This is a genomic window from Streptomyces sp. NPDC002232, assembly GCF_042890295.1.
Classification (GTDB): domain Bacteria; phylum Actinomycetota; class Actinomycetes; order Streptomycetales; family Streptomycetaceae; genus Streptomyces.
This window is the reverse complement of record NZ_JBIARV010000005.1, coordinates 835,386-855,922: the sequence shown is the minus strand read 5'-3', so window position 1 is coordinate 855,922 and position 20,537 is coordinate 835,386. Positions and strand designations below refer to the sequence as shown.

The 20,537-nt window shown below is 71.3% G+C and carries 13 protein-coding genes; 7 read left to right on the top strand and 6 right to left on the bottom strand.

Annotated elements, in window-relative coordinates; all coding sequences use genetic code 11:
- Positions 1-25: 25 nt before the first annotated feature.
- The 7 genes from ACFYXU_RS26970 to ACFYXU_RS26940 all read left to right on the top strand — a co-directional run bounded on the left by ACFYXU_RS26970 (position 26) and on the right by ACFYXU_RS26940 (position 9,785).
- A complete protein-coding gene (locus ACFYXU_RS26970) occupies positions 26-1,237 on the top strand; it encodes an ROK family transcriptional regulator (protein WP_329857122.1) in 1,212 nt (403 codons plus the stop codon).
- Between the two features lie 121 nt (positions 1,238-1,358).
- Positions 1,359-2,423, top strand: coding sequence for a substrate-binding domain-containing protein (locus ACFYXU_RS26965; protein WP_329857121.1), 1,065 nt, complete (start codon positions 1,359-1,361; stop codon positions 2,421-2,423).
- A gap of 276 nt (positions 2,424-2,699) precedes the next feature.
- On the top strand, positions 2,700-3,488 hold the full coding sequence (locus tag ACFYXU_RS26960) for an ATP-binding cassette domain-containing protein (RefSeq protein WP_015037000.1): 789 nt from the start codon (positions 2,700-2,702) through the stop codon (positions 3,486-3,488).
- A complete protein-coding gene (locus tag ACFYXU_RS26955) occupies positions 3,485-4,783 on the top strand; it encodes a sugar ABC transporter permease (protein ID WP_376508921.1) in 1,299 nt (432 codons plus the stop codon). Before ACFYXU_RS26960 ends, ACFYXU_RS26955 begins: the two co-directional genes overlap by 4 nt.
- A gap of 268 nt (positions 4,784-5,051) precedes the next feature.
- Positions 5,052-6,971, top strand: a complete 1,920-nt coding sequence (gene dxs, locus ACFYXU_RS26950) for a 1-deoxy-D-xylulose-5-phosphate synthase (RefSeq protein ID WP_361402814.1) — start codon at positions 5,052-5,054, stop codon at positions 6,969-6,971.
- A gap of 156 nt (positions 6,972-7,127) precedes the next feature.
- Positions 7,128-8,606 (top strand): amino acid permease, encoded by a 1,479-nt coding sequence (locus ACFYXU_RS26945; RefSeq protein WP_376508923.1) that lies wholly within the window; start codon positions 7,128-7,130, stop codon positions 8,604-8,606.
- Between the two features lie 99 nt (positions 8,607-8,705).
- Positions 8,706-9,785, top strand: a complete 1,080-nt coding sequence (locus tag ACFYXU_RS26940; protein WP_376508924.1) for a hypothetical protein — start codon at positions 8,706-8,708, stop codon at positions 9,783-9,785.
- A gap of 76 nt (positions 9,786-9,861) precedes the next feature.
- On the opposite strand, the gene ACFYXU_RS26935 is transcribed toward ACFYXU_RS26940, so the two are convergent.
- From ACFYXU_RS26935 to ACFYXU_RS26910, 6 genes are all read right to left on the bottom strand, one after another.
- A complete protein-coding gene (locus ACFYXU_RS26935) occupies positions 9,862-12,000 on the bottom strand; it encodes a 3-hydroxyacyl-CoA dehydrogenase NAD-binding domain-containing protein (protein WP_389460333.1) in 2,139 nt (712 codons plus the stop codon).
- Positions 11,997-13,211 carry an acetyl-CoA C-acyltransferase gene (locus tag ACFYXU_RS26930; protein WP_329857117.1) on the bottom strand — a complete coding sequence of 405 codons (1,215 nt, stop codon included), beginning with the start codon at positions 13,209-13,211 and terminating at the stop codon, positions 11,997-11,999. Before ACFYXU_RS26930 ends, ACFYXU_RS26935 begins: the two co-directional genes overlap by 4 nt.
- 161 nt (positions 13,212-13,372) lie before the next feature.
- On the bottom strand, positions 13,373-16,960 hold the full coding sequence (locus tag ACFYXU_RS26925) for an NACHT domain-containing protein (protein ID WP_389460559.1): 3,588 nt from the start codon (positions 16,958-16,960) through the stop codon (positions 13,373-13,375).
- 610 nt (positions 16,961-17,570) lie between these two features.
- The gene (locus ACFYXU_RS26920) at positions 17,571-18,854 is read right to left on the bottom strand and encodes a ribonuclease D (RefSeq protein ID WP_389408520.1); all 1,284 of its coding nucleotides are present in this window, start codon (positions 18,852-18,854) and stop codon (positions 17,571-17,573) included.
- 80 nt (positions 18,855-18,934) lie between these two features.
- Positions 18,935-19,600, bottom strand: a complete 666-nt coding sequence (locus tag ACFYXU_RS26915; protein WP_015037008.1) for a response regulator transcription factor — start codon at positions 19,598-19,600, stop codon at positions 18,935-18,937.
- 235 nt (positions 19,601-19,835) lie between these two features.
- The gene (locus ACFYXU_RS26910) at positions 19,836-20,528 is read right to left on the bottom strand and encodes a DUF3000 domain-containing protein (RefSeq protein ID WP_329857114.1); all 693 of its coding nucleotides are present in this window, start codon (positions 20,526-20,528) and stop codon (positions 19,836-19,838) included.
- Positions 20,529-20,537 lie beyond the last annotated feature (9 nt).

Genomic DNA, 20,537 nt, shown 5'->3' with positions numbered 1-20,537 from the left:
GAAAACGGTGGGAGTGAGAGAGTCGATGGAGACTCCGGGGTCGCAGACGTCTCTGCACAGGGCCAATCTCGAACGGGTCGTCCGGGCTGTGCGAATGGCCGGATCGCTGACCCAGGCGGAGATCGCCCGGGCGACCGGGCTCTCCGCCGCCACGGTCTCCAACATCGTGCGGGAGTTGAAGGACGGCGGCACCGTCGAGGTCACCCCCACCTCCGCGGGCGGCCGCCGGGCCCGCAGCGTCTCGCTCTCCGGCGACGCCGGCATCGTGATCGGCGTGGACTTCGGTCACACGCACCTGCGGGTCGCCGTCGGCAACCTCGCCCACCAGGTGCTCGCCGAGGAGGCCGAGCCGCTCGACGTGGACGCCTCCTCCGCGGAGGGCTTCGACCGGGCCGAGCGGCTGGTCAAACGGCTGATCCGGGCCACCGGCATCGGCCCCGACAAGGTGATCGGCGTCGGCCTCGGCGTGCCGGGCCCGATCGACGTCTCCTCCGGGACCCTCGGCTCGACGTCGATCCTGCCGGGGTGGAGCGGGATCAACCCCGCGGAGGAGCTCTCCGGACGGCTCGGCGTCCCCGTGCACGTCGACAACGACGCCAACCTCGGCGCGCTCGGCGAGCTGGTCTGGGGCAGCGGCCGGGGCGTCAAGGACCTGGCCTACATCAAGGTGGCCAGCGGCGTCGGTGCCGGGCTCGTCATCGACGGGCGGGTCTACCGGGGGCCCGGCGGCACCGCGGGCGAGATCGGGCACATCACCCTGGACGAGTCGGGGCCGGTCTGCCGCTGCGGCAACCGCGGCTGCCTGGAGACCTTCACCGCCGCGCGGTACGTGCTGCCGCTGCTCCAGCCGAGCCACGGCCCCGACCTGACCATGGAACGGGTCGTCCAGCTGGCCCGCGAGGGGGATCCCGGCTGCCGCCGGGTGGTCGCCGACGTCGGGCGGCACATCGGCAGCGGCGTCGCCAACCTCTGCAACCTCCTCAACCCGAGCCGGGTGGTGCTCGGCGGCGACCTCGCCGAGGCCGGGGAGCTGGTCCTCGCGCCCATCAGGGACTCGGTCTCGCGGTACGCGATCCCCAGCGCCGCCCGCCAGCTCTCGCTGGCCCAGGGGGCCCTGGGAGGGCGCGCCGAGGTGCTCGGCGCGCTCGCCCTCGTACTGAGCGAAATGGGCGATTCGACCCTGTTGGAGAGCGCTCTGCCCGCGGCGGCGCCGACCTCACGTCTTGCCTTCACTTAGATAACGAACACCGTCGTTGTCATCTCGTTAAGAATTTACTTCTTGACGGCAACGTTGCAGCCGAGTTGACTTCGTGCCACCTCGGCCGCAACGTCGCGGCCTCGTCAGGGAGGCAACCCACATGAACGCAGTGACGCGTCGCGCCGTCATAGCCACGGCCGCGGTCTCGATGGCACTCTCGCTCGCCGCCTGCGGCCAGGCCGGCGGCGACGACAGCGGTGACAAGGGCAGCTCGACCAAGATCGGCCTGCTCCTTCCGGAGAACAAGACCTCGCGCTACGAGGCGCTGGACAAGCCGCAGTTCGAGAAGGCCGTCAAGGCCGCCTGCTCCGACTGCGAGATCGTCTACAACAACGCGGTCTCCGACGTCGTGAAGCAGAAGCAGCAGTTCGACCAGCTGATCGCCGACGGCGTCAAGGTCATCGCGCTCGACCCGGTCGACGCCGCCAAGGCCGAGGGCTGGGTCAAGGACGCGAAGGCCAAGGGCGTCAAGGTCGTCGCGTACGACCGTGCCGTCCCCGGTGCCGACGCCTACGTCAGCCACGACAACAACAAGGTCGGCGAGCTCCAGGGCCAGGCCCTGCTGACCGCGCTCGGCGGCAAGGCCGCCTCGGCGAACGTCGTGATGATCAACGGCGACGAGAAGGACCCGAACGCCGCGCTGTTCAAGAAGGGCGCCCACACCGCGCTCGACGGCAAGGTCGGCAAGATCGCCTACGAGGCCTCCGGCGAGTGGGACCCGAAGGTCGCGGGCGAGAAGATGTCCGCCGCGATCTCCTCGGTCGGCAAGGACAAGATCGGCGCGGTCTACTCCGCGAACGACGGCATGGCCGGCGGCATCATCACCTCCCTCGAGAACGCCGGCGTCAAGGGCATCCCGGTGGGCGGCCAGGACGCCGAGGTCGCGGGCATCCAGCGGATCATCGCGGGCACCCAGACCTTCACGATCTACAAGTCGCCGCTCCAGCTGGCCCCCGAGGCCGCCAAGTTCGCGGTGAACCTGCTCAAGGGCAAGGACCTCGGTGCCCAGGGCGCGACCGACGGCGTGCCCTCCACGCTCTTCGCCCCGGTCGTGGTCGACAAGACCAACATCCAGACCACGGTCGTCAAGGACGGCATCTACAAGGCCGCGGACCTCTGCACCGCGGACCTCGCCGCCAAGTGCACCGCGCTGGGCATCAAGTAACCCAGGCCCCACCTCGCGGGACCCGCACGGTCCCGCGCCACGGATCCCGGCCCCGGCCGCGCCCGTCAGAGGCGCCGCCGCCCGCGTACAGAGGGTGAAGACCCCCGGTAACAAGGGCGGCGCACGGCCCCGGATCCGTCCCCCCAGCCCGTCCGGCCCCCGGCCGACCCAGACCCCGCTGTCGGTCCGGGGGCCGGACGAGCCCAGCCCCCCTCGAAACTTCGGCGCCGCACCCGGCGCGACATGCCGTCGACCCCTCCCCGGGCGGCGAAGGAGTTGGTTCACGTGTCCCAGACGCCCGTGCTGGCGTTGCGCGGGATCTTCAAGCGGTTCGGAGCGGTTCAGGTCCTCTCCGGTGTCGATCTCGAAGTCCACGCAGGAGAGGTCGTCGCGCTCGTCGGCGACAACGGAGCGGGAAAGTCCACGCTGGTCAAGACGATCGCCGGCGTGCACCCCATCGACGAGGGCGTCATCGAGTGGGAGGGCGAGCGCGTCGAGATCCAGCGCCCGCACGACTCCCAGAACCTCGGTGTCGCGACCGTCTACCAGGACCTCGCGCTCTGCGACAACCTCGACGTCGTCGCCAACCTGTTCCTCGGCCGCGAGATCAAGAAGGGCGGCGTCCTCGACGAGGTCGCCATGGAGAAGCGGGCCAAGGACCTGCTCTCCACGCTCTCCATCCGCATCCCCAGCGTCCGCATCCCCGTCGCCGCCCTCTCCGGCGGTCAGCGGCAGGTCGTCGCCATCGCCCGCGCCCTGGTCGGCGACCCCAAGATCGTGATCCTGGACGAGCCCACCGCCGCGCTCGGCGTCGAGCAGACCGCGCAGGTCCTCGACCTGGTCGAGCGGCTGCGCGAGCAGGGTCTCGGCGTGATCCTCATCAGCCACAACATGGCCGACGTCAAGGCCGTCGCCGACACCGTGGCCGTGCTCCGCCTGGGCCGCAACAACGGCACCTTCCCGGTGGCCACCACCACGCACGAAGAGATCATCGCCGCGATCACCGGTGCCACGGACAACGCCGTGACCCGCCGCCAGGCCCGCAACGCGGAGGTAGCGAAGTGAGCACGACCCCCAGCACCTCCGAGGACACCGTGCCCGAGCCGCGCGCGGGCGAGGAGGCGGCCCCGGCCGCCGCCGCGGTGCCCGCCGTCGACCCCCGCCTCCTCGTCCGCGAGCAGGGCTTCAAGGGGTACGTCGACGAGTTCAAGCGCAAGATGCGCTCGGGTGAGATCGGCTCGCTGCCCGTCGTCGTCGGCCTGATCGTGATCGGCGTGGTCTTCCAGGCCCTCACCGGCAACTTCATCACCTCGTACAACCTCGACCAGATCACGCTGTACGCCGTAGGCCCCGGCATCATGGCCGTCGGCATCGTCTTCGTCCTGCTGCTCGGCGAGATCGACCTCGCCGTGGGCTCCGTCGCGGGTCTGGCCGGCTCCGTCTGGGGCGTGCTCGGCACCGACATGCCCGACGGTCTCGCGATCCTCCTCGGCATCCTGTCCGGCACCCTGATCGGCGCCTTCCACGGCCTGGTGTTCGCCAAGATCGGCGTCCCCGCCTTCGTCGTCACCCTCGCCGGCTTCCTCGGCTGGGCCGGTCTCCAGACCTGGGTCATGGGCGACCGGTCGACCATCCCCACCCCGATCGGCAGCTTCGTCGGCGACCTCACCAAGTACTACTTCTCCGACGTCGCCGCCGCCTACGGCCTCGCCGTGGCCGTCGTCGCCGCCTTCTACCTGGCCCAGCTGCGCGACTCCCGCCGCCGCAAGGCCGCCGAGCTGCCGCACCGCCCGCAGAGCGAGATCATCCTGCGCACCGCCGTCCTCGCGGTGCTCGTCCTCGTCGCCGCGTACGGCTTCAACCAGGAGCAGGGCCTGCCGCTCTCCCTGGTGATCTTCCTGGTGATCCTCCTCGTCACGGACTTCGTCCTGCGCCGCACCACGTACGGCCGTCAGGTCTTCGCGGTCGGCGGCGGCATCGAGGCCGCACGCCGCGCCGGCATCAACGTCTCGTGGATCCGGATCTCGGTCTTCATGATCTCCGGCACGATGGGCGCCGTCGGAGGCCTCTTCCTCGCCTCCGCGACGGGCGGCGCCGACCGCTCCCTCGGCGGCGGCAACCAGCTGATGATGTGCATCGCCGCCGCGGTCATCGGCGGAACGTCCCTCTTCGGCGGACGCGGCAAGGTCTGGTCGGCGCTCCTCGGCATCCTGGTCATCCAGTCGATCGTCCAGGGCCTCAACCAGATGAACCTGTCCTCGAACGCCATCCAGTACATGATCACCGGAGCGGTCCTGCTCATCGCCGTGATCATCGACTCGGTCTCCCGCCGCACGCAGAAGACCGCGGGCCGCGCGTAACACCCGTCACAGCAGCCCGGCACCGGGAAACCGGTGCCGGGCTCCCGCGCGTCCGGAGCAGTACACGCGCGCGGAGCGCACTCCGGCGCACGCGCGCCGGAGAACGCCGGAAAGCACAGTGAACGCGCGCGTGCAGAGCCGTACAGATCAGCGGATTGTCGGCCATGAGGGTGACGCCTCACCCCCCGGCCCGATGCCCACGATCCAAGACGGAACATTAGACTCGACAAATCGGCAAGCTCGACCAGCTCAAAGCAAGGAGGAACGGGTGGCTCTGCTGACCCGTATCAGGGGACCGCGAGATCTGGACCGGCTCTCCCCGGAGCAGCTGGACCAGCTGGCCGACGAGATCAGGACGTTCCTCGTGGACGCCGTCTCCAAGACCGGCGGGCACCTCGGCCCCAACCTCGGTGTGGTCGAGCTGACCCTCGCCCTGCACCGGGTGTTCGACTCCCCGAAGGACAAGGTCCTCTGGGACACCGGCCACCAGAGCTACGTCCACAAGCTCCTCACCGGGCGCCAGGACTTCTCGAAGCTCAAGATGAAGGGCGGCCTCTCCGGCTACCCCTCGCAGGCCGAGTCCGAGCACGACGTCATCGAGAACTCGCACGCCTCCACCGTCCTGGGCTGGGCCGACGGCCTCGCCAAGGCCAACGAGGTCCTGAAGAAGGACGACCACGTCGTCGCGGTCATCGGTGACGGCGCCCTCACCGGCGGCATGGCCTGGGAGGCGCTGAACAACATCGCCGCCGCCAAGGACCGCCCGCTCGTCATCGTCGTCAACGACAACGAGCGCTCCTACGCGCCCACCATCGGCGGCCTCGCCAACCACCTGGCCACCCTGCGCACCACGGACGGCTACGAGCGCTTCCTGGCCCGCGGCAAGGACATCCTGGAGCGCACCCCGGTCGTCGGGAAGCCGCTCTACGAGACCCTGCACGGCGCCAAGAAGGGCCTCAAGGACTTCATCGCCCCGCAGGGCATGTTCGAGGACCTCGGCCTGAAGTACGTCGGCCCCATCGACGGCCACGACATCGAGGCCCTGGAGTCCGCCCTCACGCGCGCCAAACGTTTCGGCGGCCCCGTGATCGTGCACTGCCTCACCGAGAAGGGCCGCGGCTACCAGCCCGCCCTCCAGGACGAGGCCGACCGCTTCCACGCCGTCGGCAAGATCCACCCCGACACCGGCCTGCCCATCTCCTCCTCCGGCGCCGACTGGACCGGCGTCTTCGCCGAGGAGATGGTCGCGCTCGGCAAGGAGCGCGCGGACATCGTCGCCATCACGGCGGCCATGCTCCAGCCCGTCGGTCTCGACAAGTTCGCCAAGGCCTTCCCCGAGCGGGTCTTCGACGTCGGCATCGCCGAGCAGCACGCCGCGGTCTCCGCGGCCGGCCTCGCCACCGGCGGACTCCACCCGGTCTTCGCCGTCTACGCCACCTTCCTCAACCGCGCCTTCGACCAGGTCCTGATGGACGTGGCCCTGCACAAGTGCGGCGTCACCTTCGTCCTGGACCGGGCCGGCGTCACCGGCACCGACGGCGCCTCGCACAACGGCATGTGGGACATGTCGATCCTCCAGGTCGTGCCCGGCCTGCGGCTCGCCGCCCCGCGCGACGCCGACCAGGTCCGCGCCCAGCTGCGCGAGGCCGTCGAGGTCACCGACGCCCCGACCGTCGTCCGCTTCTCCAAGGGCGCCGTCGGACCGGCCGTCCCGGCCCTGCGCCGCGTCGGCGGCATGGACGTGCTCCGCGAGGCCGGCTCCGAGCGGCCGGACGTCCTCCTGGTCTCCGTGGGAGCCCTGGCCCCCATGTGCCTGGAGATCGCCGACCTCCTCGACCGGCAGGGCATCTCCACCACCGTCGTCGACCCCCGGTGGGTCAAGCCGGTCGACGAGGCCCTCGCCCCGCTCGCCGAGCGTCACCGGGTCGTCGTCACCGTCGAGGACAACAGCCGCGTCGGCGGTGTCGGCTCCGCCGTCGCCCAGGCGCTGCGCGACGCCGGCGTCGACGTACCGCTGCGTGACTTCGGCATCCCGCCGCGCTTCCTCGACCACGCCTCCCGCGGCGAGGTCCTTGCCGAGATCGGGCTGACCGCCCCGGACATCGCCCGCCAGGTCACCGGTCTGGTCTCGCGTCTGGACGGCCGTTTCGAGAGCAGCGCCCAGGCCGTGGAGCCCGCGCGCGACTGACGGACCCCCGTCACCCGGCGTCACCTCTGGGCCGGTCGGATCACTCTTCGGAGTGCCGACCGGCCCATTCGCGTGCATTCTGTCCCCAGGACGGGCAGCCCCATGGCAGGGAGGTGCGACGTGAGTACGGACCAGCAACCACGCGCCAGGACCGGAATGTTCCGGACGAAATCGGTCGAGCAGTCGATCCGCGACACGGAGGAGCCCGAGCACGCGCTCCGGAAGTCCCTGTCGGCCTGGGACCTGACGGTGTTCGGCGTCGGCGTCATCATCGGCACCGGCATCTTCGTCCTCACCGGCAAGGTCGCCAAGGAGAACGCCGGACCGGCCACCGCCCTCGCCTTCGTCGCCGCGGGCATCGTGTGCGCCCTGGCCGCCCTCTGCTATGCCGAGTTCGCCTCGACGGTGCCGGTGGCGGGATCGGCGTACACCTTCGCGTACGCGTCCATCGGCGAGCTCCCGGCCTGGATCATCGGCTGGGACCTGGTCCTGGAGTTCGCCCTCGGCACGGCCGTGGTCGCCGTCGGCTGGTCCGGGTACGTCAGATCCCTGCTGGACAACATCGGCTGGCACCTGCCCGCCGCGCTCGAAGGCCCGGACATCCCGGGCGGCACCTTCGACATCCTGGCGTTCCTGCTCGTCCTCGTCCTGACCGTGGTCCTCGTCCTCGGCATGAAGCTCTCCGCCCGGATCACCGCGGTCGTCGTCGCGATCAAGGTCACCGTCGTGATGATCGTGATCATCGCCGGCCTGTTCTTCATCGTCGGCGACAACTACAAGCCCTTCATCCCGCCGGCCGTCACCCCGCCCGGCGGCACCTCCGGCTGGGACTCCCCGATGGTCCAGCTGATCTTCGGCTACGAGCCGACGAACTTCGGCGTCATGGGCATCTTCACCGCCGCCTCCGTCGTCTTCTTCGCCTTCATCGGCTTCGACGTGGTCGCCACCGCCGCCGAGGAGACCAAGCTGCCGCAGCGGGACATGCCCCGGGGCATCCTCGGCTCGCTCCTCATCTGCACCGTGCTGTACGTGGCCGTCGCCCTCGTCGTCACCGGCATGCAGCACTACACCGAGCTGTCCGTCAGCGCCCCGCTCGCCGACGCCTTCAAGGCGGCGGGCCACCCCTTCTACGCGGGCGTGATCAGCTTCGGCGCCGCCGTCGGCCTCACCACGGTCTGTCTGATCCTGCTCCTCGGCCAGACCCGCGTCTTCTTCGCCATGAGCCGCGACGGCCTGCTGCCGCGCTTCTTCTCCAAGACGCACCCCCGGTTCCGGACCCCGTACCGGCCGACCATCCTGCTCGGCGTGATCATCGCCGTCGTCGCCGGCTTCACCAGCATCAACGAGCTCGCGACCCTGGTGAACATCGGCACCCTCTTCGCCTTCGTCGTCGTCGCCGTCGGCGTCATGGTGCTCCGCCGCACCCGCCCCGACCTGCCGCGCGCCTTCCGCACCCCCTGGGTGCCCGTGCTGCCGATCGTCTCCATCGCCGCGTCCGTCTGGCTCATGCTCAACCTGCCGGGCGAGACCTGGTTCCGCTTCGCCGTCTGGATGGTGATCGGCTTCGTCGTGTACTTCCTGTACGGGCGCCATCACAGCCGGCTGGCCCGCGAGGGCCGGGAGGCGCGCTCCTGACCCACTGAGGCCGCGGGCGCGGCGGAGAGCGTCCGGGAGGGCGACTACAGTCGGTTCGTACCCGAACTCCTCCCGACGACCGGAGTGCTGGATCCCCTCATGGCGAACCGATCCCAGGCCCCCACCGACCGTGCCCACGGCCCCGCCGCCCCCGTGCTCCAGGGCGGCTGGCTGACCAGAGGGGAGGAGGGCCGGTTCAGCGCCTACCTGCCCCGGGACGGCGAGGTGGTGCGCTGGACGGAGGAGCCCGACGGGGGCTGGAGCGGCCCCGTCTCCCTCGGCGGCGACGGCCTCACCCCGTTCCTCGCCGTCGGCCAGGGCGCCGACCGGTACGTCCACCTCGTCGGTCTGCGGCCGACGGGCGGCGAGGAGGGCCACGTCGAGCTGGTGCACGCCGTCCAGTTCCAGACGGGCCGCCCCGCGGCCCCCTGGCGCTCCCTGGGCCACTCGAACGGCAAGGGTCCCTGGATGGGCAACCCGGCCGTCGCCGTGGACGCCCAGGGCCGCGTCTACGCCTTCGTACGGAACGGCGGCGGCGGCCTCAGCGTCCGGGCGCAGAAGGACGCGGGCGGCTGGCACCCCTGGTGGGACCTGAAGGGGTCGAAGACCGACCCCTCGCCGGTCGCCGTCACCAACGGCTCCGGTCTCGTCGAGCTCTACAGCTCGCACGCCAAGGGCCTCGTCCGCTACGTCCAGCGCGAGGCCGGCGCGAAGCCGGTCCGCGAGGAGCTCCTGCCCGCCTCGGTCACCATGGGCACCCTCGCGGCCGTCACCGGGCCCTCCGGGCACGTGACGCTCTTCTACCTCGACCAGGAGAACCAGGTCACCGCCTGGTCGCCGGAGCGCGAGCAGGCGCCCACCCCGCTCGGCAAGGCCGTCGGCGCCGGACGCCTCTCCGCCACCCGCTGCCTCATCGACGGCTTCGACTGCACGGTCCTGGCCCAGCAGTCCGACGACGGCCGCCTCGCCCTCGCCGCGTACCCCAGCGAGCAGGAGGCCGAGGGGCTGAGCTGGTCGGAGACGGGGGAGCGGCAGGGGAGCCTGGCCACCGCTCTCACCCGGGGCCTCGACGGCGGTCTCGTCGCGATGTCCGTGGCCGACGGGGGCACGCCGGTCACCACCCGTCAGAAGGTGGACGCCGAGGGGCTCCTGCTGGAGGGCTGGCGCTCCATAGGGTGACGCCCCCTCCCCGCGGAACGGGAACGGCCCCGGCACCTGTGCGAGGTGCCGGGGCCGTCGTCATGACGTCCGGGTGTTACGCCGGGACGCTCGCGACGCCCTGCGCCAGGAACGGCTTGCCGTTGACGCGCTCGGAGACGCCCTCACGGTCCAGGTACGGCGTGATGCCGCCCAGGTGGAAGGGCCAGCCCGCGCCGGTGATCAGGCAGAGGTCGATGTCCTGCGCCTCGGCGACGACACCCTCCTCCAGCATCAGGCCGATCTCCTGCGCCACCGCGTCCAGGACGCGGTCGCGGACCTGCTCCTCGGTCAGGACGGAGTCGCCCTGGACGAGGAGGGCGGCGACCTCCGGGTCGAGCTCCGGCTTGAAGCCGTTCTCGGCGTTGTAGACGTAGAAGCCGCGCTTGCCGGCCTCGACGACGCGCTTGAGGTTCGGCGAGACGGTGAAGCGCTCGGGGAAGGAGCGGTTCAGGGTCTCGGAGACGTGCAGACCGATCGCCGGGCCGACGAGCTCCAGGAGCACCAGCGGCGACATCGGCAGACCGAGGGGCTCGATGGCCTTCTCGGCCGTCTCGACGGAGGTGCCCTCGTCGATGACGTTCTGGATCTCGCCCATGAAGCGGGTCAGGATGCGGTTCACGACGAACGCCGGGGCGTCCTTGGTGAGGACCGCGGTCTTCTTCAGCTTCTTGGCGACGCCGAAGGCGGTGGCCAGGGAGGCGTCGTCGGTCTGCTCGCCGCGGACGATCTCCAGGAGCGGGAGGATCGCGACCGGGTTGAAGAAGTGGAAGCCGACCACGCGCTCCGGGTGCTGGAGCTTGGAGGCCATCTCCGAGACGGAGAGCGAGGAGGTGTTGGTGGCGAGGATCGCGTGCGCCGGGGCGACCGCCTCGACCTCCGCGAACACCTTCTGCTTGACGGACATCTCCTCGAACACGGCCTCGATGATGAAGTCCGCGTCCGCGAAGCCCTCGGCCTTGTCCAGGACGCCGGAGACCAGGCCCTTGAGGCGGTTGGCCTTGTCCTGGTTGATGCGGCCCTTGCCGAGCAGCTTCTCGATCTCGGCGTGGACGTAGCCCACGCCCTTGTCGACGCGCTCCTGGTCGATGTCGGTCAGGAAGACCGGCACCTCCAGGCGGCGCAGGAAGAGCAGGGCCAGCTGGGAGGCCATCAGACCGGCGCCGACGACACCGACCTTGGTGACCGGGCGGGCCAGCGACTTGTCCGGGGCACCGGCGGGGCGCTTGCCGCGCTTCTGCACCAGGTTGAAGGCGTAGATGCCGGAGCGCAGCTCGCCGCCCATGATCAGGTCCGCGAGGGCCTGGTCCTCGGCGTCGAAGCCCTTCTGAAGGTCGCCGTCCTTGGCGGCCTCGATGATCTCGAGGGCGCGGTAGGCGGCCGGGGCGGCGCCGTGCACCTTGGAGTCGGCGATGGCGCGGCCCTTGGCGACGGCCTGGTCCCAGGCCTCGCCGCGGTCGACCTCGGGGCGCTCGACGGCGACGGAGCCGTTGAGGACACCGGCGGTCCAGACGAGCGAGCGCTCCAGGAAGTCGGCGCCCTCGAAGAGCGCGTCGGCGATGCCGAGCTCGAAGACCTGCTTGCCCTTGAGCTGGCGGTTCTGGTTCAGCGAGTTCTCGATGATGACCGAGACGGCCTTCTCGGCGCCGATCAGGTTCGGCAGGATCGCGCAGCCGCCCCAGCCGGGCACCAGGCCGAGGAAGACCTCGGGCAGCGAGAAGGCCGGCAGGGCCTTCGACACGGTGCGGTAGGTGCAGTGCAGACCGACCTCGACGCCGCCGCCCATGGCCGCGCCGTTGTAGTACGCGAAGGTCGGCACGGCGAGCGCGGAGAGGCGCTTGAAGACGTCGTGGCCGCCCTTGCCGATGGCGAGCGCCTCGTCGTGCTTCTTCAGGAGCTCGACGCCCTTGAGGTCGGCGCCGACGGCGAAGATGAACGGCTTGCCGGTGATGCCGACGCCGACGATGTCACCGTTCGCGGCCTCGGCCTCGACCTGGTCGATCGCCGTGTTCAGGTTGGCGAGGGACTGCGGGCCGAAGGTGGTCGGCTTGGTGTGGTCGAAGCCGTTGTCCAGCGTGATCAGCGCGAACCGGCCCGCACCCGCGGGCAGTTCGAAGTGCCGTACGTGGGCGCTGGTGACGACCTCGTCCGGGAAGAGCTCGGCGGCGCCCTTCAGAAGTTCGGCGGTGGTGCTCACTTGCCCTCCCAGTGGGGGTTCTCCCAGATGACCGTCGCGCCCATGCCGAAGCCGACGCACATGGTGTTGAGGCCGTAGCGGACCTGCGGGTTCTCCTCGAACTGGCGGGCCAGCTGCGTCATCAGGCGGACGCCGGAGGAGGCGAGCGGGTGACCGTAGGCGATCGCGCCGCCGTACTGGTTCACACGGGCGTCGTCGTCCGCGATGCCGTAGTGCTCCAGGAAGGCGAGGACCTGGACCGCGAAGGCCTCGTTGATCTCGAAGAGGCCGATGTCCTCGATGGACAGGCCGGCCTGCGCGAGGGCCTTCTCGGTGGCCGGGATCGGGCCGTAGCCCATGACCTCGGGCTCGACGCCGGCGAAGGAGTACGACACGAGGCGCATCTTGACCGGGAGCTCGTGCTCCCGGGCGAAGTCCTCGGAGGCGATGATCGAGGCGGTGGCGCCGTCGTTGAGGCCGGCCGCGTTGCCCGCGGTGACGTTGCCGTGGACGCGGAAGGGCGTCTTCAGGCCGGCGAGCGACTCCAGGGTGGTGCCCGGGCGCATCGGCTCGTCGGCGGTGACCAGGCCCCAGCCGGTCTCGCCGGTGGAGGCGTCGGTGCGGCGCACCGAGACCGGCACCAGGTCCTGCTGGATCTTGCCGTCGGCGTACGCCTTGGCGGCCTTCTCCTGCGAGCGCACGGCGTACTCGTCGGCGCGCTGCTTGGTGATGCTCGGGTAGCGGTCGTGCAGGTTCTCGGCGGTCATGCCCATGAAGAGGGCGGACTCGTCGACGAGCTTCTCCGACACGAAGCGCGGGTTCGGGTCGACGCCCTCGCCCATGGGGTGGCGGCCCATGTGCTCGACGCCCCCGGCGATGACGGCGTCGTACGCGCCGAAGGCGATCGAACCGGCGACGCTCGTCACGGCCGTGAGCGCACCGGCGCACATGCGGTCGATGGAGTAGCCCGGCACCGACTGCGGCAGCCCGGCGAGGATGCCCGCCGTACGGCCGAGGGTCAGGCCCTGGTCGCCGATCTGCGTGGTCGCGGCGATGGCGACCTCGTCGATCTTCGCGGGGTCGAGGCCCGGGTTCCGGCGCAGCAGCTCCCGGATGGCCTTGACGACGAGGTCGTCGGCGCGGGTCTCGTGGTAGATGCCCTTCGGGCCCGCCTTGCCGAACGGGGTGCGGACGCCGTCGACGAAGACGACGTCCCTGACGGTACGAGGCACGATGGCTCTCCTCCAGGGTGCGGGATGGCACTGCTGCTGCGGCCCACGCCTAAGCGCGCGCTTGCTCCCCCATGCTACTTGTGGGTAACCAGGCTGCCCACCCCTTGGGGGCCAAGCGGTGAAGGTCACACCCCGGGAGCTGGTTCACGACCCGTTCTCCGTTACCCGGAGGCCCGCCGCCCCCGCCACACTTCCTCGATCCTGTGGAAGACGGCCAAGAGCCCCGCGTCCGCGACCAGCGGGCGCAGAAAATCCACGTCGGAGGGGCGGAGGAGTCCGAGAGACGCGGGTCCGAGGGTGCGCAGCAGCGGCTCCGCGTGCTCGGCCAGCCAGTCGTCCCTGCCCAGCTCCCTTGCCAGCCTCAGGGCGCCGACCAACGTCTCGGGCGAGCGCGCCTGGCCCGGGACTCGGTCGGCTGCCTCACGTGCCTCGTCGAGGAGCCGCGCCTCGGGCAGGCGACCGGACGAGGTCCAGAACCACAGCCGAGTGCTTCCGGCCTCGCGCAGTGCGGTCGCCAGTCCGCGTGGTGCACGGCGCAGGTCCCCGTGGCCGGGACTTCCTGCGTCATCGTGCGCCAACAGCAGCCCCAGCCGCGTGATGACCTGCCCCAGGTCGTCCGCCGGAACGTCGTCCCGTCCTGCCTGTTCCTCCGCACAGGCGAGCAGGGTCGCCCAGGTCGCGGTCCCCACATTCGGGGCCGGGCGGCCCGAAACCGGGGACGTAAGGGTCTTCAGCACGGCGAGGACGGTGCGCCCCCGCAGCCGTCGGGCATCTCTCGCGAGGAGCGGCGCCAGAATGTCGATCACCCGCGACACGCTGTCGTCGGGCAGCAGGTGCAGTGCCGAGGCCGCACCCTCGTACGCGGCCGTCAAAGCCTCCGGACGCTCGTCTGCGCGGCAGGCCAGCACGAGCAGCACATGGGACACGGCCCGCACCGAACCGGACGCGTCCAGGTGGTAGGTGTCCATCGTTCCCGGGAACCGTTCGAGCACGGGGAGGACCGTGTGCAGGAGGTGTGCCGCCTCGGTGTCGCCCAAGAAGGAGATCCGCCGGACGATCTCTGTCATGTCCAGGCTCGGCTGGCCTCGGTAAGACCGCGGGCGGCCTGCCGGGCGGCGCGACAGGGAGCGTCCCGCGTCAGGATCTGGGCCGCGCCCAAGGGAGAGCCACAGGTCCCGCGGGGTGACGCCGTCGGTATCGCTGAACCTCTGCTGTACGGCGAGCGTCTGGCTGAACGCCGACCAGGACGCCTGCCCGAGCTGCGAGCGCCAGAGATGGGCGCACCGCCACCACCGCTCCACCGGCACGTCCGCCGACAGGAACCCGGATGCCTCAAGACCCTCCTCGCCCGCGCACAGAACAGCGAGCAGAAGCAGGTTCGCCGTGTACACGGCGTCGCGCTCCACCCGGCTCTGACGCAGCGGCCGGTACGGAAGTCCGGGGTCACCTCTGTCGTCCTCGTCGCTTGCGAGCACCCGCGCGAAGAGTCCTCGGAGCAACTCGAGCAGATCGACGGGTCGCCCCGCCACACCCCGGTGCAGCAGTTCCTTCGCGTCGCTCAGGATCTCGGCGCGGTCCGTGAGCGGCACGGGCGAGAGCAAGGCGCGCAGCCGGCCGTCGTCCGCCTCCACCCCTTCGGTGCGCGCGGCGCCCCCGAGCACCCGCCGGAGCTCGTGGCAGATCCCCCGCGCCACCAGGTACTCGCCGAACGTGGCATGGAGGAACTCGTACGAGCGGATCTCCTCCTGTTCGGCCACCGCCTGTGCCTCGTGGACGAAGAAGAAGCGGCCGAACAACAGGAGCGAATCCTGCTCACCCAGCAGCGCGCAGATGTCCCGCTCGGCGTCGCGCGCCATGATGCTCTGGCTCCGCCGGTTGAACATTCCTGTCGCGATCACCCCCAGACGCAGGAGTTCCTCCTCGATCGCTGTCTCCTCCTCGCGAGGCGGCAGCGATCCTCCGCGTCGGACGACCTCACGGCGTACGAACTCGCTCAAGAGCCTCTCGTACAGTTCGACACGGCCCATGGCCTCGCCTGTCGCTCGGCGCAGAGGACGACCGGCCGCGTTGTACAGCGCGAGCAGCAGCAACAGCAGCGGTTGCCTCGCGAGCGCGTGGTGCGGGCTGAGAACCTCCCAAGTGAGCGCGCGCGCCTCTCCGGTGCTGGGCAGGTGCGCGTTCACCCGCTCCCAGGTCGTCAGCCAACGCCTGATCCGGGTCTCGTCGAAGGGCTCGAGGCGCAGTACCGTCGTCGCTGCCGGAGTGTGAGTCCGGTCCGCGACCACGGTGCGGCTCGTGACCACGATGACCGTCGGCCGGCCCCATTCCGCCTCCCGCTCCTGGATTCGCTCGACGTCCCGCAGGTAGTTCCACTGCCGACGGGCGCCCAGCTGGCGGGCCCCGGCCTGGAGCAGCTCGTCCAGCCCGTCGAGGAGTACCACACGTACCCGTCCTGACTCAGGGTCCGCCATGTCCGGCAACGGGGTGCGCCGTCCCGTCGTCCGGAGCAGCTCTGCCTCGATCTGTTCCTGTACACCCACGTCGGCGGAAACGTGGCGCAGCTCGACGTGTACGCAGTGGAACTCGGACTCCGGCAACCGCGCGGCGATCAACCGGGTGAGCAGAGACTTTCCCGAGCCGGGATGTCCGAGTACGAGAAGGGGCGCCCGCGTGGCTCGGGCCGTCAGCAGGTGGACGGCGAGGAACCCGGCGAGGTCCTCCCGGATCGGCTGTCTCTCCCACCACTCGTCGCTGGCCAGATCACGGTCGACGGGGTAGTGCGCGATACGGAAGGAGGGATCCACGTACCCCTCGGCCAGGGTGGGGAGGACGCTCCCGGAACCTTCCGTGGCCGCGATGGGGGCGCGCAGACGGGACGAATGCCGCGCGGGGGCGGCCGCGCCGCCGGCGAATCCGGCGAGCGCGCGGCCCAGCCGCTCGAGCCCGGATCCGTCGGTCACGGGTTCGTCCATGTCCTCGGGCACCACCGAGGTCTCGGACGTGAGCCGTAGCTCGGGACAGGTCCAGGTGAGCGAGGACAGTAATCGGTCGTAGCAGCGCAACGCCTCACTGGCGAGGGCCCCGGGCCCTCGATCAGGTGCGTCTCCTGCCGCCAGCACGATTCCGCCTGCCGCCTCGTAGGACGCCGCGATCTCGGCCCGCAACTCCAGGGGCTCGCGGAACCGGCTCGACCCCAGCTCGACCCGGGCCAGCTCTTCGAGGACCTCGGTCGAGAGGTCGGCGCTTCCCGTGCCCCACGCGGGACCGGGGGATATCCCCGAGTCCTGGACGGCGGTGCAGAACGCGGCGACGTGAACCACGACGTCGGCGGCGCAGAGGAGGGCCGTCCGTGCGGTTCCGTGCGCGGCGCGGACGCGCTCGGCGTATCCACCGAAGAGCTCGCGCACGTCCGCCGGGGCCGAGCCGGTGAGCGTCAAGGGTTCGAGCAGCTGTTCCGTGATCTTCTCGCGGGGCTCGCGGCCCGGGTGCAGGATGTCGATCGCGACGGCGAAGTCGAGCCTGCCCGTCTCCAGCCAGGGCGGCGGTTGGTCGGCGGGCCACGCGGGCAGCCGCGCGGTCCCACCGGAGCAGGCGGGTCCGTTCGGCTGGTCGTGGGACGACTTCGGAGCGGAGGCACGCTCGATGTCGGTGGCGTACTCCAGCTCGGCGTGGCGGGTCCGCCACCAGGAGGGGTCCAGGGAGAGCCCGGGTGGACGATGTGGCCCCCCGTGGTCGCGGCAGTACCTCACGATCTCCAGGACGAGGTCCAGGTGCGGCGGGGTGGTACGGCGTCCCTTGAGGAGTTCGGAGACGGTCGAATCGGCGCGGTGCAGTGCACGAGCCAGGTCCGTCTGCTGGACGCCGCACCCGTGGACAAGGCGTCGCAGAGTCTCGCAGAAGTCGACGACAGCGCTCGGTGCGTCCACTGGCTCGAATTCCCCCGAAGTTCGTTCGCCTTCGCCCCCGGTTCACCACCCTACGGTGTGACCTGGGGTGACTGCCCGGTGGTTCGGGGATCTTCGGTGCCTGGAGGTGCGGGCCGACCGTGGGAGCACAGTCGTGTCGTGCGGCGGCACCAGCTGTCGCAGGACGAAAGGGGAACTCATGCCGGGGATCCTGCCGGTGGGGCTGCTGTTGACGTCTGTGCTCATGACCGTTGTCGCGGGGGTGGTCCTTCCGGCGGTCTGGTCCGCGAGCCCCGCTCGACGCCGGGCCGCGGCTGCGGTCCTCGTCCAGCTCCTCAACGCCACCCGTCGACGCCGGTGACGCGAGGCACACATCCACCTCATCGGGGGTCGTGAACGGCGGAGCCCCCCGGCCGCAAGTGGCCGGGGGGCTCTCGTCACGTGCTGCGCGCCGTCAGGCCGTCGCCGTCAGGGACTCGACCAGGAGCGGGGTCACCAGTTCGACCTGCCACGGGCGGGCGCCGTGGCCGGTGAGGGCGGCGGCGACCGTCTCCGGGGTGCCCGGGGTCGGCGGCTCCCAGCAGACCCGGCGCACCGTGTCCGGGGTGATCAGGTTCTCCTGCGGGAGGTTCAGCTCCTCCGCGAGCGCCGAGACCGCCGTGCGCGCCGCCGCGAGGCGGGCCGCCGCGGCGGGGTCCTTGTCCGCCCAGGCGCGCGGCGGGGGCGGGCCGGCGACCTGCTGGCCGGGCTGGGGGAGCTCGCTCTCCGGGAGGGCCCTGGCCCGGTCCACCGCGGCCTGCCACTGCTCCAGCTGACGGCGGCCCGTCCGGTTGCCGAAGCCGGGCAGCGCGGTGAGCGCGGCCACGTTCACCGGCACCGAGAGCGCGGCCTCGACGATCGCCGCGTCGCTCAGCACCTTGCCGGGGGAGACGTCACGGCGCTGGGCGACCTTGTCGCGGGCTGTCCACAGCTCCCGTACGACCGCCATCTGGCGGCGGCGGCGCACCTTGTGCATGCCGGAGGTCCGGCGCCACGGGTCCTTGCGCGGCGGGGCGGGCGGGGCCGAGGCGATCGCGTCGAACTCCTGGTGGGCCCACTCCAGCTTGCCCTGCCGGTCGAGCTCCTTCTCCAGGGCGTCCCGCAGGTCGACGAGGAGCTCGACGTCCAGCGCCGCGTACCGGAGCCACGGCTCGGGCAGCGGGCGGGTGGACCAGTCGACGGCGGAGTGGCCCTTCTCCAGGGCGTAGCCGAGGACGGACTCGACCATGGCGCCGAGGCCGACCCGGGGGAAGCCCGCGAGGCGTCCGGCGAGCTCGGTGTCGAAGAGGGAGGTGGGGCGCATGCCTATGTCGCGCAGGCACGGCAGGTCCTGGGTCGCGGCGTGCAGGATCCACTCGGTCCCGGAGAGCGCCTCGCCCAGGCCCGAGAGATCGGGGCAGCCGACCGGGTCGACGAGCGCGGTGCCCGCGCCCTCGCGGCGGAGTTGGACGAGGTAGGCGCGCTGGCCGTAGCGGTAGCCGGAGGCGCGCTCGGCGTCCACGGCCACGGGGCCGCTTCCGGCGGCGAAGGCGGCGATCACCTCGGCGAGGGCCTCCTCCGTCTCGACGACGGGAGGGATCCCCTCGCGGGGCTCCAGCAACGGGATCGGAAGCCCATTCGCAGGGACATCGTCGTCCGGGGGGCCGCCCCCGGTGGTGCGCAGTGCTGTGTCTGCGGCGGTCTCTTGGGCGTCGGTCACGTGTCAAGGGTATCGGTGAACGGCAAGCGCCTGTCGACGGAACGTTCCGTCGACAGGCGCGGGCCCGTGTCCACCGGCCGTCAGTGGATGATCCCCGTCCGCAGGGCCACCGCGACCATGCCGGCGCGGTCCCCGGTGCCCAGCTTGCGGGCGATGCGGGCGAGGTGGCTCTTGACGGTCAGGGCCGAGAGGCCCATGGAGACGCCGATCGCCTTGTTGGACTGGCCTTCCGCGACGAGCCGCAGCACCTCGACCTCACGGCCGGAGAGCTCGCGGTAGCCGCCCGGGTGGCTCGGGGCACCCGGGGGGCGGCGGTGGCCGAGGCGGGCCGCCGCGGCGCCGATGGGGGCGGCGCCGGGGCGGGTGGGGTGCCCGATGTTGGTACGGGTACCGGTGACGACATAGCCCTTCACGCCGCCCGCCAGGGCGTTGCGTACGGCGCCGATGTCATCGGCGGCCGAGAGGGCGAGGCCGTTGGGCCAGCCCGCGGCGCGGGTCTCGGACAGCAGGGTCAGACCGCTGCCGTCGGGCAGGTGGACGTCGGCAACGCAGATGTCGCGCGGGTTGCCGACGCGGGGACGGGCCTCCGCGATGGACGACGCCTCGATCACGTCGCGCACTCCGAGGGCCCACAGGTGGCGGGTGACGGTGGAGCGGACGCGTGGGTCGGCCACGACGACCATGGCCGTCGGCTTGTTCGGGCGGTAGGCGACCAGGCTTGCGGGCTGCTCGAGGAGAACGGACACCAGGCCTCCTGGGGGGAAGGGTGCGGGACGGAGCCGGCTCGGGGAGGAAGCCGGGGGCGAACCCGGTGAAGGGGTCACTCACTCCTTCGGCAGCTGGGCCGCCCGCCTTTAGGGAAAGATCACGATTTGGTGAGTAACAATTAGGGCAATTCGGATACGTGATCGATCATCCTACGAGCGGGCCCCGCCCTGTCACCCCCACGAGGGACCCCGGAACGGCCCGGCGGGGGCGTCCTCAGGCCCCCTGGGGTCCCCGCCGCTGCGGCAGCGAGACGACCCCCGCGCCCGTCACCGTCCCCGCCCCCGGATCCGCCGGCGCCGGAGGCAGCCCCGCGATCTGGCAGAGCAGGTCGCACCAGGCCGCCAGGTGCGCGCCGGTGTCCGGCACCCCGCCCAGCCCCTCGCGCGGGGTCCACGACGCCCGGATCTCGATCTGCGTCGCCGGTCTGCGGTCCGCGAGCCCGCCGAAGTAGTGCGAGCCCGCCATGGTCACGGTCCCGCTCGCCTCCCCGTACGCCAGCCCCCGCGCCTCCAGGGCCCCGGTCAGCCAGGACCAGCACACCTCGGGCAGCAGCGGGTCCGCGGCCATCTCCGGCTCCAGCTCCGCCCTGACCAGGGTCACCAGACGGAACGTTCCCTTCCAGGCCTCGTGCCCGTCCGGATCGTGCAGCAGCACGAGCCGCCCGTCCGCCAGGTCGTCCTCGCCGTCCACGACGGCCGCCTCCACCGCGTACGCGTACGGGGCGAGGCGCTGCGGCGGCCTGGTCGGGTCGACCTCGATCTCGGGCCGCAGCCTCGCCGCGCGCAAGGCCTCCACCGCCCGCCGGAACGCGGGCGGAACCGGGTTCGTCTCCGTGCTGTCCGCCGTTTCGTCCGTCCCTCGATCGCCGTCGGAATGATCGGAAAAATGTCCCTGAGCCGCAGCCATGCGGGGAAG

Excerpts from the sequence above, each read along its gene's own strand:
- ACFYXU_RS26970 (WP_329857122.1), top strand. The coding sequence starts at position 26 with ATGGAGACTCCGGGGTCGCAGACGTCTCTGCACAGGGCCAATCTCGAA.
- ACFYXU_RS26965 (WP_329857121.1), top strand. The coding sequence starts at position 1,359 with ATGAACGCAGTGACGCGTCGCGCCGTCATAGCCACGGCCGCGGTCTCG.
- ACFYXU_RS26945 (WP_376508923.1), top strand. The coding sequence starts at position 7,128 with ATGTTCCGGACGAAATCGGTCGAGCAGTCGATCCGCGACACGGAGGAG.
- ACFYXU_RS26940 (WP_376508924.1), top strand. The coding sequence starts at position 8,706 with ATGGCGAACCGATCCCAGGCCCCCACCGACCGTGCCCACGGCCCCGCC.
- ACFYXU_RS26910 (WP_329857114.1), bottom strand. The coding sequence starts at position 20,528 with ATGGCTGCGGCTCAGGGACATTTTTCCGATCATTCCGACGGCGATCGA.